Annotated in this window: 16 protein-coding genes; 5 read left to right on the forward strand and 11 right to left on the reverse strand. The window is 70.3% G+C overall.

The window, feature by feature from the left end:
• Nucleotides 1-26 precede the first annotated feature (26 nt).
• From katG to AC1DX8_RS11770, 3 genes are all read left to right on the forward strand, one after another.
• A complete protein-coding gene (katG, locus tag AC1DX8_RS11760; RefSeq protein WP_477630109.1) occupies nt 27-2,324 on the forward strand; it encodes a catalase/peroxidase HPI in 2,298 nt (765 codons plus the stop codon).
• Nucleotides 2,325-2,545: 221 nt separating this feature from the next.
• Nucleotides 2,546-4,054 (forward strand): amino acid permease, encoded by a 1,509-nt coding sequence (locus AC1DX8_RS11765; RefSeq protein WP_477630110.1) that lies wholly within the window; start codon nt 2,546-2,548, stop codon nt 4,052-4,054.
• Nucleotides 4,055-4,121: 67 nt separating this feature from the next.
• Nucleotides 4,122-4,517 (forward strand): VOC family protein, encoded by a 396-nt coding sequence (locus tag AC1DX8_RS11770; RefSeq protein ID WP_477630111.1) that lies wholly within the window; start codon nt 4,122-4,124, stop codon nt 4,515-4,517.
• 98 nt (nt 4,518-4,615) lie between these two features.
• Here the strand turns inward: AC1DX8_RS11770 and pntB are convergent, their stop codons facing one another.
• The 6 genes from pntB to AC1DX8_RS11800 form a co-directional block, all read right to left on the reverse strand.
• Complete coding sequence (pntB, locus tag AC1DX8_RS11775; protein WP_477630112.1) at nt 4,616-6,004, reverse strand: Re/Si-specific NAD(P)(+) transhydrogenase subunit beta; 1,389 nt, start codon at nt 6,002-6,004, stop codon at nt 4,616-4,618.
• A gap of 3 nt (nt 6,005-6,007) precedes the next feature.
• Nucleotides 6,008-7,540, reverse strand: coding sequence for a Re/Si-specific NAD(P)(+) transhydrogenase subunit alpha (locus AC1DX8_RS11780; RefSeq protein WP_477630113.1), 1,533 nt, complete (start codon nt 7,538-7,540; stop codon nt 6,008-6,010).
• Between the two features lie 151 nt (nt 7,541-7,691).
• On the reverse strand, nt 7,692-7,844 hold the full coding sequence (locus tag AC1DX8_RS11785; RefSeq protein WP_477630114.1) for a hypothetical protein: 153 nt from the start codon (nt 7,842-7,844) through the stop codon (nt 7,692-7,694).
• A 151-nt stretch (nt 7,845-7,995) separates the two neighbouring features.
• Complete coding sequence (locus AC1DX8_RS11790; RefSeq protein WP_477630115.1) at nt 7,996-8,970, reverse strand: pirin family protein; 975 nt, start codon at nt 8,968-8,970, stop codon at nt 7,996-7,998.
• 110 nt (nt 8,971-9,080) lie between these two features.
• Nucleotides 9,081-9,515, reverse strand: coding sequence for a hypothetical protein (locus tag AC1DX8_RS11795; protein ID WP_477630116.1), 435 nt, complete (start codon nt 9,513-9,515; stop codon nt 9,081-9,083).
• 118 nt (nt 9,516-9,633) lie between these two features.
• Entirely contained in the window at nt 9,634-10,185 is a 552-nt protein-coding gene (locus tag AC1DX8_RS11800; RefSeq protein ID WP_477630117.1) for a MarR family winged helix-turn-helix transcriptional regulator, read from the reverse strand.
• A 23-nt stretch (nt 10,186-10,208) separates the two neighbouring features.
• Here AC1DX8_RS11800 and AC1DX8_RS11805 point away from each other — a divergent pair, with 23 nt between their 5' ends.
• Complete coding sequence (locus tag AC1DX8_RS11805; protein ID WP_477630118.1) at nt 10,209-12,395, forward strand: MMPL family transporter; 2,187 nt, start codon at nt 10,209-10,211, stop codon at nt 12,393-12,395.
• On the opposite strand, the gene AC1DX8_RS11810 is transcribed toward AC1DX8_RS11805, so the two are convergent.
• Nucleotides 12,369-13,985, reverse strand: a complete 1,617-nt coding sequence (locus AC1DX8_RS11810; protein WP_477630119.1) for an AMP-binding protein — start codon at nt 13,983-13,985, stop codon at nt 12,369-12,371. The two genes, AC1DX8_RS11805 and AC1DX8_RS11810, sit on opposite strands and share 27 nt — an antisense overlap.
• A gap of 127 nt (nt 13,986-14,112) precedes the next feature.
• On the opposite strand from AC1DX8_RS11810, the gene AC1DX8_RS11815 reads away from it, so the two are divergent.
• Nucleotides 14,113-15,750, forward strand: a complete 1,638-nt coding sequence (locus AC1DX8_RS11815) for an ABC-F family ATP-binding cassette domain-containing protein (protein ID WP_477630120.1) — start codon at nt 14,113-14,115, stop codon at nt 15,748-15,750.
• A 58-nt stretch (nt 15,751-15,808) separates the two neighbouring features.
• On the opposite strand, the gene AC1DX8_RS11820 is transcribed toward AC1DX8_RS11815, so the two are convergent.
• The 4 genes from AC1DX8_RS11820 to AC1DX8_RS11835 form a co-directional block, all read right to left on the reverse strand.
• On the reverse strand, nt 15,809-16,636 hold the full coding sequence (locus tag AC1DX8_RS11820) for an SDR family oxidoreductase (RefSeq protein WP_477630121.1): 828 nt from the start codon (nt 16,634-16,636) through the stop codon (nt 15,809-15,811).
• Between the two features lie 151 nt (nt 16,637-16,787).
• Nucleotides 16,788-18,476, reverse strand: a complete 1,689-nt coding sequence (locus AC1DX8_RS11825; protein WP_477630122.1) for an MFS transporter — start codon at nt 18,474-18,476, stop codon at nt 16,788-16,790.
• The gene (locus tag AC1DX8_RS11830; RefSeq protein WP_477630123.1) at nt 18,476-19,057 is read right to left on the reverse strand and encodes a MarR family winged helix-turn-helix transcriptional regulator; all 582 of its coding nucleotides are present in this window, start codon (nt 19,055-19,057) and stop codon (nt 18,476-18,478) included. The genes AC1DX8_RS11825 and AC1DX8_RS11830 overlap by 1 nt, the downstream gene beginning before the upstream one ends.
• Nucleotides 19,058-19,188: 131 nt before the next feature.
• Entirely contained in the window at nt 19,189-19,635 is a 447-nt protein-coding gene (locus AC1DX8_RS11835; protein ID WP_477630124.1) for a MarR family winged helix-turn-helix transcriptional regulator, read from the reverse strand.
• Nucleotides 19,636-19,711 lie beyond the last annotated feature (76 nt).

Here is a 19,711-nt window from a genome sequence, read left to right on the forward strand (position 1 = left end):
TGCGTCACCGAAAAGAAGGGAATCCCATGTCGGACACCGATCAGCCCACGACCCCCAACACCGAGGGCTGGGACCCCGATCAGCCCCTGGTTGCCGAGCCCAACGCCCAAGCCGATGGCGTCACCAGCGAGAGCGACTCCGAGGGCAAGTGCCCCGTCGCGCACGCCGCTCCCCACCCGACCCAGGGCGGCGGCAGCAACCGCGGCTGGTGGCCGGAGCGGCTCAACCTGCGGATCCTCGCCAAGAACCCAGTGGTGGCCAACCCGCTCGGTGGCGACTTCGACTACGCCAAGGCGTTCCAGTCGCTCGACCTCGCCGCCGTCAAGCAGGACATCGCCGAGGTCCTCACGACGTCGCAGGACTGGTGGCCGGCCGACTTCGGCAACTACGGCCCGTTCATGATCCGGATGGCCTGGCACAGCGCCGGCACCTACCGGATCCGCGACGGCCGCGGTGGAGCAGGCTCCGGACAGCAGCGGTTCGCCCCGCTCAACTCCTGGCCTGACAACGCCAACCTCGACAAGGCCCGCCGCCTGCTGTGGCCGGTCAAGCAGAAGTACGGCCAGAGCCTGTCGTGGGCCGACCTGATGGTCCTCACCGGCAACGTCGCCCTGGAGACGATGGGCTTCGAGACCTTCGGGTTCGCCGGGGGCCGCGAGGACGTCTGGGAGCCTGACGAGGACGTCTACTGGGGCCCGGAGACCGAGTGGCTCGGCGACGAGCGCTACACGGGCGACCGCGACCTCGAGAACCCGCTGGCCGCTGTCCAGATGGGCCTCATCTACGTCAACCCCGAGGGCCCCAACGGCAACCCCGACCCCCTGGCTGCGGCGCGCGACATCCGCGAGACGTTCCGCCGCATGGCGATGAACGACGAGGAGACCGTGGCGCTCATCGCCGGCGGCCACACCTTCGGCAAGACCCACGGCGCGGCCGACCCGCAGCCGCACGTCGGTGACGAGCCCGAGGGCGCCGACATCACCGAGCAGGGCCTCGGCTGGCGCAACTCGTTCGGCACCGGCAAGGGCGCCGACACCATCACCAGCGGGCTCGAGGTCACCTGGACCCAGACGCCCACGCAGTGGAGCAACCACTTCTTCGAGAACCTCTTCGGCTTCGAGTGGGAGCTCACCAAGAGCCCGGCCGGCGCGCACCAGTGGAAGCCCAAGGACGGTGGCGGCGAGGGCACCGTCCCGGCCGCCCACGACGCGTCCGCGCGGATCGCCCCCAACATGCTGACGACCGACCTCGCCTTGCGCGTCGACCCGGTCTACGAGCAGATCTCGCGTCGCTTCCTCGAGCACCCGCAGGAGTTCGCCGACGCCTTCGCCAAGGCGTGGTTCAAGCTGACCCACCGCGACATGGGCCCGGTCGCCCGCTACCTCGGCCCCGAGGTCCCGAGCGAGGTGCAGATCTGGCAGGACCCGATTCCGGCCGTCGACCACGAGCTGGTCGACGCGGCTGACGTCGCGTCGCTCAAGGAGCAGATCGCCGCGTCGGGCCTGTCCGTGGCCGACCTCGTCTCCACCGCCTGGGCCTCGGCCTCCACCTTCCGTGGTGGCGACAAGCGCGGCGGCGCCAACGGCGCCCGCCTGCGCCTCGCGCCGCAGAACGGCTGGGACGTCAACGACCCCGCCCGACTCGCCTCGGTGCTCCGGACGCTCGAGGGCATCCAGGAGTCGTTCAACAGCGCGCAGACCGGCGGCAAGCGGGTCTCGATCGCCGACCTGATCGTGCTGGCCGGTGGCGTCGGGGTCGAGCAGGCCGCCAAGGCCGGCGGCCGTGAGGTCGAGGTGCCCTTCACGCCGGGCCGCACGGACGCCACGCAGGAGCAGACCGACGTCGACTCGTTCGCCGAGATGGAGCCGCGGGCTGACGGGTTCCGCAACTACGCGGGCAAGGGTCTGCGCCTTCCGGCGGAGTTCCTGCTCGTGGACCGCGCGAACCTCCTCACCCTCAGCGCGCCCGAGATGACCGTCCTCGTCGGAGGCCTGCGCGTGCTCGGTGCCACCCACCAGCAGTCCACGGCCGGTGTCCTCACCGATCGCCCGGGCACGTTGACGAACGACTTCTTCGTCAACCTGCTCTCCATGGACACGACGTGGCGCGCCTCCGCTCCCGAGTCCGCGACATACGAGGGCGTTGACGCCTCCGGTGCCGTGAAGTGGACCGGAACGCGGGCCGACCTGGTGTTCGGGTCGAACTCCGAGCTGCGCGCCCTGGCCGAGGTCTACGCCAGTGACGACGCCGCCGACAAGTTCGTCACCGACTTCGTCGCGGCCTGGGTCAAGGTCATGGAGCTCGACCGCTACGACCTCGTCTGAGGTCCACCGCACCACCGGCGTCCGGGTCGGCCCACTGGGCCGGCCCGGACGTTTCGTATGCCGGATTCCCAAGGAGCGAGGGGCTCGCACCGGCGCTAGGTTGGCTCGAATCGAGCCGCTCCGGCGGTTCACCCGAGCCGCTCCGGCGGTTCACCCGAGCCGCTCCGGCGGCGCCCAGAGTCGCGTGAGCGACTCACCCGAACGAGCCGGGAGGCGATGCGATGTCCGTCATGAGGACCAAGTCGATCGAGCAGTCGATCCGCGAGACCGAGGACCCGGAGTTCGCGCTCAAGAAGAGCCTCTCCTGGCTCGACCTCACCGTCTTCGGGATCGGCGTCATCATCGGCGCGGGCATCTTCACGTTCACGGGCAAGGCCGCCCAGGCCTACGCCGGGCCATCCATCGTCATCTCGTTCGTGGTGGCCGCGGTCGTCTGCGGACTGGCCGCGCTCTGCTACGCCGAGTTCGCCTCCACCGTGCCGGTGTCGGGGTCGGCCTACACCTTCTCCTATGCCTCGCTCGGTGAGCTGGTCGCCTGGATCATCGGCTGGGACCTGCTCCTCGAGCTCGCGCTGGGCGCCGGCGTGGTCTCGCAGGGCTGGTCGCAGTACGCCAACCTGCTGCTGACCGACATGGGCATCAACCTGCCCGACGTCCTGGCCCCCCGCACCGACAGCAACCCCCACGGTCAGTTCAACCTGCTGGCGTTCCTGCTCATCGCCATCCTCACGGCTCTCGTGGCGTGGGGCATCAAGGAGTCGATGCGGGTCAACCTGGTGCTCGTCGCGATCAAGCTCTTCGTCGTGCTTTTCGTCATCATCGCCGGGATCGCCTACATCAAGTCGGCGAACTACGACCCGTTCATCCCGCCGGCCAAGTCCGGGGCTGGCAGCGAGGGCATCAAGCAACCACTCATCCAGGCCATCTTCGGCTTCACCCCCACGACGTACGGCATCGGCGGCATCTTCGCGGGCGCGTCGATCGTCTTCTTCGCATACATCGGGTTCGACGTCGTGGCCACCACCGCCGAGGAGGCCAAGAAGCCGCAGCGCGACCTGCCGATCGGCATCATCGCCTCGCTCGTGATCTGCACGATCCTCTACGTCGCAGTCGCCTTCGTCATCACCGGCATGGTCAAGTACGACAAGATCGACCCCGACGCAGCCTTGGCCACCGCCTTCAAGGACGTCGGGAAGAGCGGCTACGGCACCCTCATCTCGTGCGGCGCCGTGGCCGGCCTGACCACGGTCGTCATGACCCTCATCATCGGCGCGACCCGCGTGCTCTTCGCGATGTGCCGCGACTGGCTCCTGCCGCCGGCCTTCGGGCGCACCAACCCCCGGACCGGCACCCCTGTCCGCATCACCATCGCGGTCGGCCTCGTGGTCGCGTTCATCGGCTCGTGGCTCGGCAACCACATCGACCTCGAGGAGATGGTGAACATCGGCACGCTGGCCGCGTTCACCCTCGTCTCTGTCGCGGTCCCGATCCTGCGGCGCAAGCGCCCCGACCTCAAGCGCGCCTTCACCGTGCCGCTGTCGCCGTGGCTCCCCGTCGCAGCTGCGCTCGCCTCGATCTACCTCATGCTCAACCTGTCGATCGAGACCTGGATCCGGTTCCTGGTCTGGATGCTGCTGGGGTTCGTCATCTACTTCACCTACGGCATGCACAACAGCCGCCTCACCGGGACGGCCAAGGAAGGCGAGCTCCCCAGCCTCACCAGCACCTGAGGCGACCGAGCCACGACCTGCCCGTATGCCGCGTGGTCGCCACGCGGCATACGGCATGGTGGGAGCCATGCGACTCTCGGTGGTCCTCGACGGACGTGACCTGTCCCTGCTCGTGCCGTTCTGGTCAGCGGCGCTCGGCTACGACGCGGTGTTCTCGCTGCCCGAGTTCGAGGTGCTGCGGCCGCGCGAGGGCGAGCCGTCCGGGCCGGTGTTCATCCTGCAGCGGGTGCCCGAGGAGAAGGCCGGCAAGAACCGTATGCACGTCGACGTCCACCCGCCGCTGGAGCTCGGCGTCCCGGGGTTGGTCGAGCGGCTCGAAGCGTTGGGGGGCAGGCGGATCGGCGAGCCCGTGACCGACCTGCTCGAAGCGATCGACAGCTGGTGGCAGGTGATGGCCGACCCTGAGGGCAACGAGTTCTGCGTGGTCGCCGACCAGGGCCACCCCCCGCCGGCAGGCGCCTGACCGGGCCGTGTCGGGCCGACGAGTGCTGGCTCACGCGGGACGGGTGGTCGCGACGCTGATCGGCGACTCCTCCAGAATGCGCAGGGGTGGCCGGATTCTCACAGCGCCTTGATGATGTCCTCGACGCGTTCCTTGGCGTCGCCGAAGAGCATCTGGCTGTTCTCCTTGAAGAACAACGGGTTCTGCACTCCCGCGTAGCCAGTGGCCATGGACCGTTTGAAGACGACGACGTTGCGGGCCTTCCACACCTCCAGCACGGGCATGCCGGCGATCGGGCTGGTGGGGTCCTCGGCGGCGGACGGGTTCACGGTGTCGTTGGCGCCGATCACGAGGACGACGTCGGTGTCGGCGAGGTCGCCGTTGATCTCGTCCATCTCCAGGACGATGTCGTAGGGCACCTTGGCCTCGGCGAGCAGGACGTTCATGTGACCGGGCAGCCGCCCCGCGACGGGGTGGATGCCGAACCGGACGTTGACGCCCTTCTTGCGCAGCTGTGAGGTGAGCTCGGCGACGGGGTACTGCGCCTGCGCGACGGCCATGCCGTAGCCGGGGGTGATGACCACGCTCGAGGCGTCGCGCAGGAGCTCGGCGACGTCGGCGGCGATGGTCTCGCGGTGCTCGCCGTAGTCGGTGTCGTCACTGACCGACACCTCCTGGCCGAACCCGCCGGCGATCACGGAGAAGAACGACCGGTTCATGGCCTTGCACATGATGTAGCTGAGGATCGCACCGGAGGAGCCGACGAGGGCTCCGGTGACGATGAGCAGGTCGTTGCCGAGCATGAAGCCAGCTGCGGCGGCCGCCCACCCGGAGTAGCTGTTGAGCATCGAGACCACGACGGGCATGTCGCCGCCGCCGATCGAGGCGACCAGGTGCCACCCGAACGCCAGCGCGACCACGGTCATCAGCACCAGCGGGATGACCGAGTGCGACTGCACGAACCACCCCAGCAGGCCGGCCGACACGACCAGCGCCGCGAGGTTGAGCCAGTGCCGTGCGGGCAGCATCAGCGGCGAGGACTTGATCCGCGCGCTCAGCTTGAGGAATGCGACGATCGACCCGGTGAACGTCACGGCGCCGATGAAGACCCCGATGAAGACCTCGACGAGGTGCAGCTTGTCGTCGGTGCTGGAGTCGCGGGACTGCAGGTAGGAGCTGTAGCCGACCAGGACGGCCGCGAGACCGACGAAGCTGTGCAGCATCGCGACGAGCTCCGGCATCTGGGTCATCTCCACGACCCGGGCCCGCCACAACCCGATCGCGGCACCGATCGCCATGGCGACAGCGATCAGCGCGAAGGTCAGCACTGCGTGATCGGCCCGGCTGACCGACAGCCAGATCGTGGCACCCAGGGCCAGGACCATGCCGGCGACGCCGAACGCATTGCCCTCCTTGGCCTTCTCGTGCTTCGAGAGCCCCGCGAGAGAGAGGACGAAGAGCACCGCCGAGACGATGTATGCCGCCTGCACCAGGTTGCTGGTCGTCACGGTTCAGTCCTTCCGGAACATCTGGAGCATCCGGCCGGTCACGGCGAACCCTCCGAAGATGTTGATGCTGGCCACGAGGGTGGCGGCGAACGCGAGGACCTGGATCAGCGCGTTGGAGCTCCCGAGCTGCAGGACACCGCCGACCAGGATGATGCCGCTGATGGCGTTCGTCTCCGCCATCAGCGGGGTGTGCAGGGCGTGGGCGACGTTCGAGATGACGTAGAACCCGACGATGACCGCCAGCGCGAACACCGTGAAGTGGCCGAGGAACACGGCCGGCGAGTTCACCGCGATGACGCCGAAGACGACGGCGGCCAGGGCCATCGCGACGTACTTGCGCCGCGGGTCCGGGGGTGGCTTCGGGGCCTTCGGCTCGGGCGGCGCCTTGGCCGCCGCGGCAGGGGCAGCACTGACCTGCACCGGCGGTGGTGGCCACAGGGTGGCACCGTCGCGGCAGACGGTCATGCCGCGCTGCACGACGTCGTCGAGGTCGAGGACGACGCGACCGTCCTTGCCGGGGGTCAGGAGCTTGAGCAGGTTGACGAGGTTGGTGCCGAAGAGCTGGCTGGCCTGGGTGGGCAGTCGACCCGGCAGGTCGGTGTAGCCGATCAGCTTCACGCCGTTCGCGGTCGTGACCACCTGGTCGGCGACCGTGCCGGCGACGTTGCCACCGTTGGCCGCGGCGAGGTCCACAACCACCGAGCCGGGCTTCATCGAGGCGACCATCTCCTCGGTGAGCAGCCGCGGAGCCGGCCGGCCCGGGATCAGGGCGGTGGTGATGACGATGTCCACGTCCTTGGCCTGCTCGGCGTAGAGCTCGGCGGCCTTGCGGTTGAAGTCCTCGCCCATCTCCTTGGCGTAGCCAGTGGCCGACGGTCCCTCATCCTCGACCTCGATCCGCAGGAACTCGGCGCCCATCGACTCGACCTGCTCCCCGACCTCCGACCTGGCGTCGAACGCCCGCACCACCGCGCCGAGGCTGCTGGCGGTACCGATGGCCGCGAGCCCCGCGACCCCCGCGCCGACGACGAGCACCTTGGCGGGCGGGACCTTGCCTGCGGCGGTCACCTGTCCGGTGAACAGCGAGCCGAACTCGTGCGCCGCCTCGATCACGGCTCGGTAGCCGGCGATGTTGGCCATCGAGGAGAGCACGTCGAGCGACTGCGCGCGGGAGATACGGGGCACCGCGTCCATCGCGAGCGCCGTGACCCCGGAGGCGGTCAGGCGCTCGACCAGCTCGGGGTTCAGTGCCGGCGAGACCAGGGAGGCGAGCAGTGACCCCGCCCGAAGCTGTCCGATCTCCGCGTCGGTCGGCGCGTTCACCTTCAGCACGACGTCGCTCGCCCACGCCTCGGCCGGCTCGCCCACCGAGGCGCCGGCCGCGGCATACGCGTCGTCGGAGAAGGACGACCGCGCTCCGGCGCCGCGCTCGACCACCACGTCGTACCCGAGGCCGATCAGCTGGCCCACGGTCCTGGGCGTGGCGGCCACCCGGGTCTCCCCCGGCTTGGACTCTGCTGGAACTCCGATGCGCACCCTTGCTCCCGTCGCTGGCCGTGACTCTGCAAAACCTGCCGTGACGTCGCCAAACCTAGGGGGTGCGCCACTGGAATGGCGCCGCAATGTGAGGACAGTCGCGCCCGCCGTCCACACGGTGGACGACGGGCGCGGCGAGAAGGGGTACCGGTCAGACGAGGCCGACGACGATCAGGGTCATCAGGACGATGAGGGTGACGGCTCCCAGGAACAGGCCACCGCCGATGTCGGACTGGGTCTCGGCGTACGGGCGGCTCTCGTGCAGGTAGTCATGCGGGTACTTGCGGGCTGCGTGACGGCTCATGGTCCGCCTCCTTTCAATACGCTACGGAGCGTATCGTTACTCATGGGAACGAGTCAAAGCGAGCCCCACCGGAGTCTTTGAGCGATCCGACGGGTCAGGACACGTCCGATCGCTCAAAGACCCGCGCCAGGGAGCAGCCGGTATGCCGCCGTCAGGCCTTGCCGCCCACGTCGCCGTGCGGCACGGGCTGRCCGAGGCGCCCGGCCTGGTAGTCCTCGAACGCCTTGCGGACCTCCGCCTCGGTGTTCATGACGAACGGGCCGGCCCAGGCGACGGGCTCGCGGATCGGCAGGCCACCGAGGACGACGACGTCGAGCCCCGCGGCATACCGCTCCTGCTGGGCGCGCGCCGAGGAGAGCTGGATCGCGTCGCCGGGACCGAAGACGGCCAGCTGGCCGGGACCGACCGGGGTCTGGTCTGGGCCCACGAAACCGTCACCGCTCATGACGTAGACGAGGGCGTTGAAGTCGCGGCGCCACGGCAGGGTCAGCTCTCCACCGGGGGCGACAGTCGCGTGCACCATCGCCATGGGGGTGTGCGTCGACCCGGGGCCGGCGATGCCACCGACCTCGCCGGCGATGACGCGCAGCAGGGAGCCGCCGTCCGCGGAGGTGAGCAGGCCGACCTCGCTGGAGCGCAGGTCCTGGTAGGCCGGGGCCTTGAGCTTGTCGACCTTCGGGAGGTTCACCCACAGCTGGAAGCCGTGGAACAGGCCGCCGCTGACGACGAGGTGCTCCGGCGGGGCCTCGATGTGCAGGATCCCCGAGCCGGCGGTCATCCACTGCGTGTCGCCGTCCGTGATCGTGCCACCGCCACCGAAGGAGTCCTGGTGGTCGAAGATGCCGTCGATGATGTAGGTGACCGTCTCGAAGCCGCGGTGCGGGTGCCAGGGCGTGCCCTTGGGCTCGCCGGGCGCGTACTCGACGGCGCCCATCTCGTCCATGTGGATGAACGGGTCGAGGTCGCGCAGGTCGACACCGGCAAAGGCGCGCTTCACCGGGAAGCCCTCGCCCTCGAGGCCGCCGGGCGCACTCGTCACGGAGCGGACCCGGCGCTGAACAGCCGCAGGGGCCACCGCGGGGACCCGTGGCAGGACGGTGAGGTCGGCGACGGAGACAGCAGGCATGGTCACTCCCGATCTAGTTCGAATTTCAACTATCCCGTAGAACCGTGCGGAGGGTCAACCCATTCCCCGCAACCTGAGCGCCCCAGAGGGCGCTCAGGTTGCAGGAAGAATCAGGGCTGTCGGGGGCGCTCGTCTGCCACGTCGTCGCGGGTCTCGTCCACGGCCACGTCGTCGCGGGTCTCGGACAGCTCGACGTCCGGGTCGCGCTCGTCGGCCCGTCGCAGGTGCTCGTCGCGGGTGTCGCGCGCCTCGGTGGCCGCCTCGCCGCGTCGCTCCGCCTCTGCTTCGAGCCGTTGGGCCCGAGCCTGCTGCTCCTGCGCCTCGGCGCGGGCCTTGTCGGCCTGGGCCTGGGCCTGGGCCTCGAGGGCCGCGGCCTCACGCTCGCGGTGCTCACGGTCGTGCTCCGCGGCGGTGGCGCGAAGGTCAGCCGCCTCCTCGCGATGGGCCTCGGCCTGCCGCTTGCGGGACTGGGAAACGAGGAACCCGACCAGAACAAGCACCACGATGATCGCGATGATGATCCAGACGATGGTCATGCCGTCCATACGCCCTCCTGGGGTCGTCAGTGTCCGGTGTGCCGGACCCCTCGAACCTAGTCCAGCCCCGTGCCCTCGACCACCCCACGGACTCGCGTCGTCGCAGGTCAGCGCGCTGGAGCGGCCTTCAGGTGGGGAGTTCGTCTCCCGCCGCGGCGTCATCGGAGCCACCCGGGCCACCCGGCTGGGTCGCCCGGGCAGTCGCCTCGAGGACGTCGGTGAGGAACCTCAGGACGAGCTCCTGCTCGGCTCGGCTGTAGGCCCCGATCGCCGCCTGCATCTCCCCCGCGAGCGGTCCGAAGACCTGTCGACCGACCGCCATGGCGTCCTGGGTCATCTCGATCGAGACCCGTCGACGGTCACTGCTGGCGTGGGTGCGCTGCACGTGGCCGACTCCCTCGAGCCGGGTGAGGAGCGCTGACGTCGCCGGCGCGCTGAGGTTGAGCGCCGAGGCGAGCTGGCTCGGCGTCAGGTGGTCCCCGGCCCGGCCGGCCTCCATGACGTGCCCGAGCGCGACCAGGTCGGTGCGGTGCATGCCCACCGCGCCGCCGTGGACGTCGATGTAGCGGTCCATCGCCGTGGTGAAGGCGCGGAGCGCGTCGATGATCGCCGCGGACACCGCGTCACCGGCAGGACGTCGCCCACGAGCGTCAGGGTCCTGGGTATGGCGAGTGGTCATGGGATGAGTGTAGTGTTTCCATCGTGGAACTATTCCAAGTTGGACAAGAATCCCGCCCAGAGGCCACCCACGGCGTGTTCGGGCCGGTCGGACGCGCCCTCGGGCGCCTCACCGGGACCCGGTCCAAGTGGGTGGTCGTGGTCCTCGCGCTGCTGGTGTCCGGCGCGGCCTTCGCGTTCGCCGGAGAGGCGGCGCCGGTCTCCACCACCGCGGCCTCGCTCCCGGCGAGCGCCGAGGCGGCCCGGGCGGCGGCGTTGCGCGACAGCCTGCCGTCGAGCGGGATCGCCCCCGCAGTCGTCGTCTACACGCGGGCCGGCGGCACCCTGGGTCAGGCGGACGTGCAGGCCGTCCAGGAGTCCCGCGACCGCGGTGTCGCCGCCGTCACCGAGTGGGCGCCGAGCGGCATACCGGGTTCGGCTGCCATCCCGCCCCAGGTCTCTCAGGACGGGTCCACCGCGTTGGCCGTCGTGCCACTGCGGGCCGACCTGGCGGATGGCGACGTCTCCGCGGCCGTTGCCGCCCTGCGCGCAGCCGTCAAAGCCGATCTCCCCGCCGGGGTCACGGCGACCGTCACCGGCGGCCCGGCCTTCTCGGCCGACATCGGCGCCGTGTTCGACGGGGCCGACATCCGCCTCCTCGGCGCGACCGCCGCGGTCGTCGCCATCCTGCTGCTGCTCACGTACCGCAGCCCGTGGCTGTGGCTGGTGCCGCTGACCGTGGTCGGCACCGGCGACCAAGTGGCCAGCAAGACCATCGCCCTGCTCAGCCGGAGCACCGACCTTCGGGCCGACGGCGCCGTCACCGGCATCACCTCCGTGCTGGTGTTCGGGGCCGGCACCAACTACGCCCTGCTGCTGATCGCGCGCTACCGCGAGGAGCTGCGTCGCACCGACGACCGCCACGAGGCCATGCGGGCGGCCCTGCGGTCCGCCGCGCCCGCGATCCTCGCCAGCGGAGGCACCGTCACCCTCGCCCTGCTCAGCCTCGGCCTCGCCGACGACCCGTTCGCCCAGTCTCTCGGGTATGCCGGGGCGGTGGGCATCGTCGTCGCCCTCGCCTACGCGCTCCTGGTCCTGCCCGCGAGCATGGTGCTGTTCGGGCGGCGCCTCTTCTGGCCGTTCGTGCCACGGGTCGGCACGCTCGACCCGAGTCACGCAGGCCTCTGGCGACGGCTCGGTGAGGCGGTGACCCGTCGGCCGGTCGTCGTGGGCCTGGCCTCGGTCGCGGTGCTCGTGACGCTGGCGCTGGGCGGCACCAGCCTGTCGATCGGTCAGTCACCCCAGGAGCAGTTCCTCGCCAAGCCCGAGGCCGTCGTGGGCCAGGAGCAGCTGGCCAAGGCGTTCCCCGCCGGGACGAGCGAGCCAGCGGTCGTCGTGACCGAACGGGCCGCCACGGAGGCCGTCACTGCCGCCGCCAAGGCCGTCCCCGGGGTCCAGGACGTCCGCACCGCGGGCGGCGACTCCCGGATCGCGCAGCTCGACGTGGTGCTGACCGCGGACCCTGGCACGACAGCGGCCTTCGACCAGGTGAAGGCGCTCCGTGCTGCGGTCCATGCCGTCCCGGGCGCCAAGGCCGTGGTCGGCGGATCGGACGCCGAGGCGCTCGACGCACGCACCACCACCGAGGGCGACCGCTGGCTGTTGTTCCCGCTCATCCTCGGGATCGTGCTGCTGGTCCTGCTGTTGCTCCTGCGCTCCGTCGTGGCCGCTGTGGTCCTCGTGACGACGGTGGTGGCGACCTACGTCGCCAGCATGGGCGCAAGCTGGTTCGCGTTCCAGCACCTCCTCGGCTTCCCGCCGCTCGACGTGAGCACCCCGCTCCTGGCGTTCCTCTTCCTCGTGGCACTCGGCGTCGACTACAACATCTTCCTGGCCACCCGGGCCCGCGAGGAGGCCTCCGGCGGGGTGACCGCTCGGGAATCCATCGTCACCGCGCTGGCCGTGACCGGCGGCGTGATCACCAGTGCCGGGATCCTGCTCGCCGCGGTCTTCGCCGTCCTCGGCGTGCTGCCCCTGGTGCAGCTCGCGCAGATCGGCGTCATCGTCGGCTTCGGGGTGCTGCTCGACACGCTCCTCGTGCGATCGGTGCTGGTGCCTGCCATCGTGAGCCTGCTCGGGGAGCGGTTCTGGTGGCCGAGCCACCCGGCCGGACGAGCCCGTGCGGCGAGCCACGACGAGCTGGCGTCAGCCGAGGCCCAGCTCAGCCACTGACTTCTCCCGCATCTCGACCTTGCGCACCTTGCCGGTCACGGTCATCGGGAACTCGTCGACGATCCTGACGTAGCGCGGGATCTTGTAGTGGGCGAGCTTGCCGGTGGCGAAGGCCCGGACCGCGGCGGCGTCGAGCGGCTCGGCGCCCTCCCTCATCCGGATCCAGGCACAGAGCTCCTCGCCGTACCTGTCGTCGGGGACACCGACGACCTGGGCGTCGAGGATGTCGGGGTGGGTGTAGAGGAACTCCTCGATCTCACGGGGGTAGACGTTCTCCCCACCCCGGATCACCATGTCCTTGATCCGGCCGGTGATCTGCACGTAGCCGTCGTCGTCCATCACCGCGATGTCACCGGTGTGCATCCAGCCGTCCACGAGCACCTCGTCGGTCTTGTCCTGCTGCTCCCAGTAGCCGAGCATCACCGAGTAGCCCTTGGTGCAGAACTCCCCCGCCTGACCCCGGGGCAGCGTCTCCCCCGAGACCGGGTCGACGACCTTGATCTCCAGGTGCGGGCCCACCCTGCCGACCGTGCCGACCTTCTGCTCGAAGGTGTCGTCGGTGCGGTTCTGGGTCGAGACCGGCGAGGTCTCGGTCATGCCGTAGCAGATCGTCATCTCGGTGATCCCAGCCTCGATGAGCTTGGTCATCATCGTTGCGGGACAAGGGGATCCGGCCATGATGCCGGTCCTCACCGACGACAGGTCGTAGGACGCGAAGTCGGGTAGCGACCACTCCGCGATGAACATCGTGGGAACGCCGTAAAGCGAGGTGCACTTCTCGTCGGCCGTCGCCCTGAGCGTCGCGGCGGGGTCGAAGCCCGGCGCGGGGATGACCATGGCGGCGCCGTGGGTGGTGCAGGCGAGGTTGCCCATGACCATGCCGAAGCAGTGGTAGAAGGGGACCGGGATGCAGACCCGGTCGGCTTCGGTGTAGCGGCAGAGCTCCCCGACGAAGTAGCCGTTGTTGAGGATGTTGCGGTGGCTGAGGGTCGCGCCCTTGGGGAAGCCGGTGGTGCCCGACGTGTACTGGATGTTGATCGCGTCATGCGGGTCGAGCCCGGCCTGGACCTCGGCGACCTGCTCGTCCGACGCCTCGTCGGCGCGCGCGAGCAGCGCATCCCACGACTCCTGCCCGAAGACGTAGGAGTCGCGCAGCGCGGGACAGCTCGCCCGCACCTCGTCGAGCATGGCGACGTAGTCACTGCTCTTGAACGACTCGGCGAGGAACACCGCGGAGATACCCGCCTGCTTGAGGACGAACTCGAGCTCGTGGGTGCGGTAGCTCGGGTTGATGTTGACGAGGATCGCGCCGATCTTCGCCGTCGCGTACTGCACCAGGGTCCACTGTGCGCAGTTCGGCGACCAGATGCCCACCCGCTCGCCCTTGGTGATCCCGGAGGCGAGCAGCGCGCGGGCGAGGCGGCCCACCTCGGCGCCGAACTCGGCATACGTCCAACGGATCCCCTGCGCGACGTCGACCAGCGCCTCGCGCTCACCGAAGGCGGCCACGGTGGCGTCGAGGTTGTCGGGGATGGTCTGTTCGAGCAGCGGGACGTCGGTCTCACCCGCGGTGTGCGACAGCGTGGTCATGTCCTTCATCCCACCGCGCCCGCGCCCATCCCACAACCCCGTGCCGCGGCAGGTCGGCAAACGGCGGGGTCGGCCCACAGAAACCTGTGTCAACGAGAGGTTGACGACGGGTAGCGTCGCCCCCGACATGAGCGCAACCCTCAAGGCCACCGACCTCGCCGCCGGCCACGGCGCGCGCGCACTCTTCTCGGGGCTCGACCTCGTCGTGGGCGCGGGTGACATCGTCGGGCTCGTCGGAGCGAACGGCGCCGGCAAGTCCACCCTCCTGCGACTGCTGGCCGGCGAGCTCGAACCCGAGCAGGGCACGGTCACACTGAGCCCCCCGACCGCCTCCGTCGGGCACCTGCCGCAGGAGCCCGAGCGCCGGGTCGGCGAGACCGTGGCCGGCTTCATCGCGCGCCGCACGGGGGTCAGTGCTGCCGAGGCCGAGATGAACGACGCCGCCCACGCCCTCGGCGACGGCGGCCCGGGCGCCGACGACAGGTATGCCGCGGCGCTGGAGTCGTGGCTCGCGCTGGGTGGCGCGGACCTCGAGGAACGCGCCGCCGTGACCCTCGCCGGGCTCGGACTCGGCGTGGACGTCGAGACCCCGATGACCGCGCTGTCGGGTGGGCAGGCGGCTCGAGCGGGACTCGCCGCCCTCCTGCTCTCGCGCTACGACGTGTTGCTGCTCGACGAGCCGACCAATGACCTCGACCTCGACGGCCTCGCGCGCCTCGAGCAGTTCGTCGCGGGTCTGCGCAGTCCGGCGGTGATCATCAGCCATGACCGCGAGTTCCTCGCCCGCACCGTCACCCGCGTCGTCGAGCTCGACCTCGCCCAGCAGCAGGTGGCGGTCTACGAGGGAGGCTACGACAGCTACCTGGCCGAGCGCGAGGTCGCGAGGCGGCACGCGAGGGAGGCCTATGAGGAGTACGCCGGCACCCGCACCCGCCTCGAGCAGCGCGCCGTCACGCAGCGGAACTGGATGACCGTGGGGGTTCGCAACGCGCGACGGAAGAAGACCGACAACGACAAGTTCATCCCGGCGTTCCGGGCCGAGTCGGCCGAGAAGCAGGCGGCCAAGGCCCGGCAGACGGAGCGGATGATCGAGCGGCTCGAGGAGGTCGAGGAGCCTCGCAGGGAGTGGGAGCTGCGGATGACCATCGCCGCCGCGCCACGGTCCGGCACCGTCGTGGCCTCGGCCTCGCACGCCGTGGTCCGTCGCGGCGACTTCACCCTCGGACCGGTCGACGTGCAGGTGGACTGGGCGGACCGCGTCGTGGTCACCGGGGCCAACGGCTCGGGCAAGACCACCCTGCTGGGGATGCTGCTCGGCACCGTGCCCGTCGACGAGGGGACGGCCGGGCTGGGCTCCTCGGTGCGCGTCGGGGAGGTCGACCAGGCGCGTGGGTTGTTCGTGGGGCCACAGACCCTCGCCCGCGCGTTCGGCGACGCCCTCCCCGACTGGCCGGACGCCGAGGTGCGCACCCTCCTCGCGAAGTTCGGTCTCGGCGCCGAGCACGTCCACCGCGCCGCCGACTCGCTCTCACCCGGCGAACGCACCCGCGCCGCGCTCGCGCTGCTCCAGGCGCGCGAGGTCAACCTGCTCGTCCTGGACGAACCCACCAACCACCTCGACCTGCCGGCCATCGAGCAGCTGGAGCAAGCCCTCGACTCGTTCGGCGGGACGGTCCTGCTCGTCACCCATGACCGCCGGATGTTGGCTGACGTCAACGCAACCCGCCGGTGGCATGTCGAGGACGGCCGGCTCCAGGAGCTCTGAGGAGTGCAGCCTGGGCGGGTCAGCGCGAAGCCGGCGCCGCGGCATACCGCCGAAGGCGTCAGCTGAGGAAGATGTCGGGCGCGAGGCCCTCGTCCTTGCCGGTCATGGAGTAGGCCGCGAAGTCGGTGACCCCGCGGGCCCGCAAGAGGTCCTCGTCGATGAGGGTCTGGCCGTTGAGGCCCTGGCCGTCGGTGGTGAGCACCTCGTAGGCCGCGTCGGCGACGATCTCCGGCTTGCGGCTGACCTTGACCATCTGGTCGCCGCCCGGGAGGTTGCCGATCGCGTCGGTCGCCACCAGCGTCGCGGGCCACAGACAGGTCGACGAGACCCCCTTCTGGCCGAGCTCGTGCGCGAAACCCAGTGCTGCCAACGTCATCCCATACTTCGCCATCGTGTATGCCGGGTGGCCGGCGAACCAGCGCGGGTCGAGGTTGATCGGCGGCGAGAGCGTGAGGACCTTCGGGTCGGGGCTGGCCAGCAGGTGCGGGATCGCCGCGCGCGTCAGCATGAAGGTGCCCCGGACGTTGATGTCCTGCATGAGGTCGTAACGCTTGGGCTCGAGCTGGGCGGTGGGGCTGAGGTTGAGGACGCTGGCGTTGTTGACCACGATGTCGATCCCGCCGAACTGGGCGGCCGTCTTCTCCACCGCCGCCAGGAGCAGGTCGTCGTCGCGCACGTCGCCCACGATCGGCAGGGCGTGGCCGCCGGCTGCCTCGATGGCCTCGGCAGCGGTGTGGATCGTCCCGGCCAGGCGCGGATCGGGCTTGTCGGTCTTGGCGATCAGCGCGACGTTCGCCCCGTCGCGGGCCGCGCGCACGGCGATGGCCAGGCCGATGCCCCTGCTGCCGCCGGACATGATGATGGTCTTGCCGGAGAGCGTCGTCATGGTGGCGAGCCTAGTTACCGATCGGTAGCCCGGGAACCGGCGCGGCCCGTGGCCCTCGTCACGCGACCCACCGCCGCGGCTGCGCCGAGTGAGCGGCAACCGACCCTCGGCCGTCGCCGAGGTGTCGGTTGACGCTCACTGAGGGCATGGCCTAGCGCTGTGCTGCGGCGGTCTCCACGTCACCGGTCAGTACGTCACCGGTCAGCACGTGCTCGGAGACGTCAGCCGTGCCGGTGCCGGTCGTGACCGCTGCCGTGACCTCCTCGGTCATCGAGACGGTCGTGCGCAGCGGCACCTCCTTGACGAAGAGCACGGCCAGCAGCGCCACGACCGCGAACACCGCGCTGATCAGGAAGATGTGACCCGTGGCGTCGCCGTAGGCAGCCCGGACGATCTGGCCGATCGGCGCCGGCATGTCCTTGATGTCGAGGGTGCCGGTGCCACCGCCGGACTGCGCGGCAGCCGCAGCCTTGGGGCCGAGCTGGGCCAGTCCGGCCGTGATGTCGTCCCGGACCCCGTTGGCCAGGATGGCCCCGAGCACCGAGACGCCGATCGCGCCGCCGAGGGTGCGGAAGAACGCGATGGTGGCCGACGCCGCGCCGATGTTGCTGACGTCCACGGAGTTCTGCACGGCGAGCACGAGGTTCTGCATCATCGCCCCCATGCCGAAGCCCATCAGGGCCATGGCGAGGCCGATCTGCCACATCGGGGTGAGGTGGTCGATCCGGCCCAGCCAGGCGGTGCCGGCCACGAGGAAGACCGCTCCGCCGATGATGATGCCCTTCCAGCGACCCGTCCGGCTCACGATCTGGCCACCGACGGTGGACGACAGCAGCAAGGAGGCCATCAGCGGGATGGTCAGCAGGCCGGCGTGCGTCGGGCTGTAGTCCCGGGAGATCTGGAAGTACTGCGTGAGGAAGGTCGTGCCGCCGAACATCGCCACACCGACCGCGGCACTGGCGACGACGACCAGACCGGCGGTGGCGTTCTTGAGCAGCCGGATCGGGATGATCGGCTCGGCGGCGCGCAGCTCGACGACGAGGGTCAGCGCCAGCGCGACGAGGGTGCCGCCGAGGTACCAGACCGTCTGGGCCGACCACCACGGGAAGTCGTTGCCGGCAAAGGTGACCCACAGCAGCGGCAGGGACGCGGTGACCGCGATGAGGGCCGCACCGAGGTAGTCGATCTTCGGTGTGCGCTTCGGCGTCGTGATGTGCAGGGTCGCCTGGAGGACGAACAGTGCGATGAGGGCCAGCGGGATGCAGACGTAGAAGGTCCAGCGCCACCCGAGGCTGCTGTCGACGATGAGGCCACCGAGCAGGGGGCCGCTCACGGTGGCGACGGCCATCACGGCACCCATGTAGCCGGCATACCGACCTCGCTGGCGCGGGGCGATCATCGCCCCCATGATCGACTGGGTCAGCGCGGTCAGGCCGCCCATGCCGAGTCCCTGCACCACGCGGCAGGCGATGAGGAAGCCCACCGAGTGCGACAGGCCAGCGGCGATGGACCCCGCCACGAAGACGAGCAACGACAGCTGCACGAGCAGCTTCTTGCTGAACAGGTCGGAGAGCTTGCCCCAGATCGGCGTGCTGACGGTGGTCGCGAGCAGCGACGCGGTGATCACCCAGGTGTACTGCCGTTGGGTGCCGCGCAGGTCACCGATGATGGTCGGGAGGGCGGTCGAGACGATGGTGCTGCTGAGCATGGCCGTGAAGAGGCCCGCGAGCAGTCCGGTCATCGCCTCGAGGATCTGGCGGTGTGACATCTCGCCGATGTCGACGGAGGGTGTGACGACTGCCTGCGCGAGGGCGGGGGCGGGTGCGGAGGTGGTTGACATCAAAGACTCTCGGTGGCGGGGATCGGGTGAGTGGTCGGGGTGGTGGTGTCGTCGTGCGCGATGGCCTCGGCGAGGCTCGGCGCGAGCGAGGTATGCCGCAGGGGCGCGGCCCGCTCGCCGGCCCGTCGCAGTGCCTGCTCCAGGGTGCGGAGCAGGCGCGGGAGGCGCCCGACGTCGTCGTCGGTGAGCTCGGACAGCGCGTCGTCGAGGAGAGCCGCGTACTGGTCGGAGATCGTGGCCAGCTGGGAGCGGCCCTCGTCGGTGAGGCTGATGTGGCAGGCCCGAGCGTCCTCGGCGTCCTTGCGGCGGACCACCAGGCCGTCCTCCTCGAGGCGGGTCAGGGCCCGGCTGACGACCGAGGGCGCCACGCCGGTGGCGTGGGCCAGGTCGCCGGGTCGGTCCTCCCCGGGCTGGGTGGCGAGCACCTTGAGGATCGCCAGGGGCGTTCCCGAGGCGCCGAGCTGCGCCTGGCGCTGGCGGGCGATCGAGCGGCTGGCGCGGATCAGGCTCGACAGCGCCGAGACGACCTCGTCGGTCGCGTGGTGCGGGCTGGTGCGGGTCTCGGTGGCGAGGGTGGTCATGGACGTTCCTTTGGTTGCAGAACACAACCATAACCTCAGTTAGTTGCTACACGCAACTTCATTGCGGGAGGCGCGGGAATCGGGTTCGGGGCTGGCTTCACCCCAGAACGTCGACCCGATACGGGGGTGACTCAGGGGGCGGTGTCGTTGAGCAGGCGCAGCAGCCGAGCCAGGTCGGTGACGTCCTGGGGGTCCCAGCTCGCCAGCCGGGCCCGCAGCCGCTCCTTGCGCCCCGCCACGGTCCGGTCGAGCGCCTCGGACCCCGCGAGGGTGAGTCGCACCTGCCGGGCACGCGCATCGGCCGGGTCGGGGATCCGCTCCACCAGCCCGAGCTCCTCGAGCGTCGTGAGGTTCCGGCTCGTCGTCGACTTGTGCAGGCCGAGCACGTCGGAGATGTCGCCACCCCGGGCGCCACCCCCGGCGGCGGCCAGGTCGCGCACGGCCACCAGCACGGCATACCCGGCGGAGTCGAGGTCGGGGTGCACCTCGGCGGCGGTGCGCTGCTGGGCGCTGCGCGCGCGACGGAGCAGCCGGCTGAGCTCGACCTCGAGTTCGCCGAGGTCCGACGTGGGAGCCATGGACCGGAGCCTAGGGCCTGCGTGGCGGACCGGCGAAGGAGCGCGCGTCACCCCGGCGGGCGTTCCTCGGACCAGC

Source organism: Pedococcus sp. P2_A3 (assembly GCF_056405035.1).

Coding starts and splice junctions, on each gene's coding strand:
- AC1DX8_RS11795 (WP_477630116.1), bottom strand. CDS start 9,515: ATGGACGGCATGACCATCGTCTGGATCATCATCGCGATCATCGTGGTG.
- AC1DX8_RS11825 (WP_477630122.1), bottom strand. CDS start 18,476: ATGTCAACCACCTCCGCACCCGCCCCCGCCCTCGCGCAGGCAGTCGTC.
- AC1DX8_RS11810 (WP_477630119.1), bottom strand. CDS start 13,985: ATGACCACGCTGTCGCACACCGCGGGTGAGACCGACGTCCCGCTGCTC.
- AC1DX8_RS11770 (WP_477630111.1), top strand. CDS start 4,122: ATGCGACTCTCGGTGGTCCTCGACGGACGTGACCTGTCCCTGCTCGTG.
- AC1DX8_RS11830 (WP_477630123.1), bottom strand. CDS start 19,057: ATGACCACCCTCGCCACCGAGACCCGCACCAGCCCGCACCACGCGACC.
- AC1DX8_RS11785 (WP_477630114.1), bottom strand. CDS start 7,844: ATGAGCCGTCACGCAGCCCGCAAGTACCCGCATGACTACCTGCACGAG.
- AC1DX8_RS11835 (WP_477630124.1), bottom strand. CDS start 19,635: ATGGCTCCCACGTCGGACCTCGGCGAACTCGAGGTCGAGCTCAGCCGG.
- AC1DX8_RS11820 (WP_477630121.1), bottom strand. CDS start 16,636: ATGACGACGCTCTCCGGCAAGACCATCATCATGTCCGGCGGCAGCAGG.
- AC1DX8_RS11800 (WP_477630117.1), bottom strand. CDS start 10,185: ATGACCACTCGCCATACCCAGGACCCTGACGCTCGTGGGCGACGTCCT.
- AC1DX8_RS11815 (WP_477630120.1), top strand. CDS start 14,113: ATGAGCGCAACCCTCAAGGCCACCGACCTCGCCGCCGGCCACGGCGCG.
- AC1DX8_RS11765 (WP_477630110.1), top strand. CDS start 2,546: ATGTCCGTCATGAGGACCAAGTCGATCGAGCAGTCGATCCGCGAGACC.
- katG (WP_477630109.1), top strand. CDS start 27: ATGTCGGACACCGATCAGCCCACGACCCCCAACACCGAGGGCTGGGAC.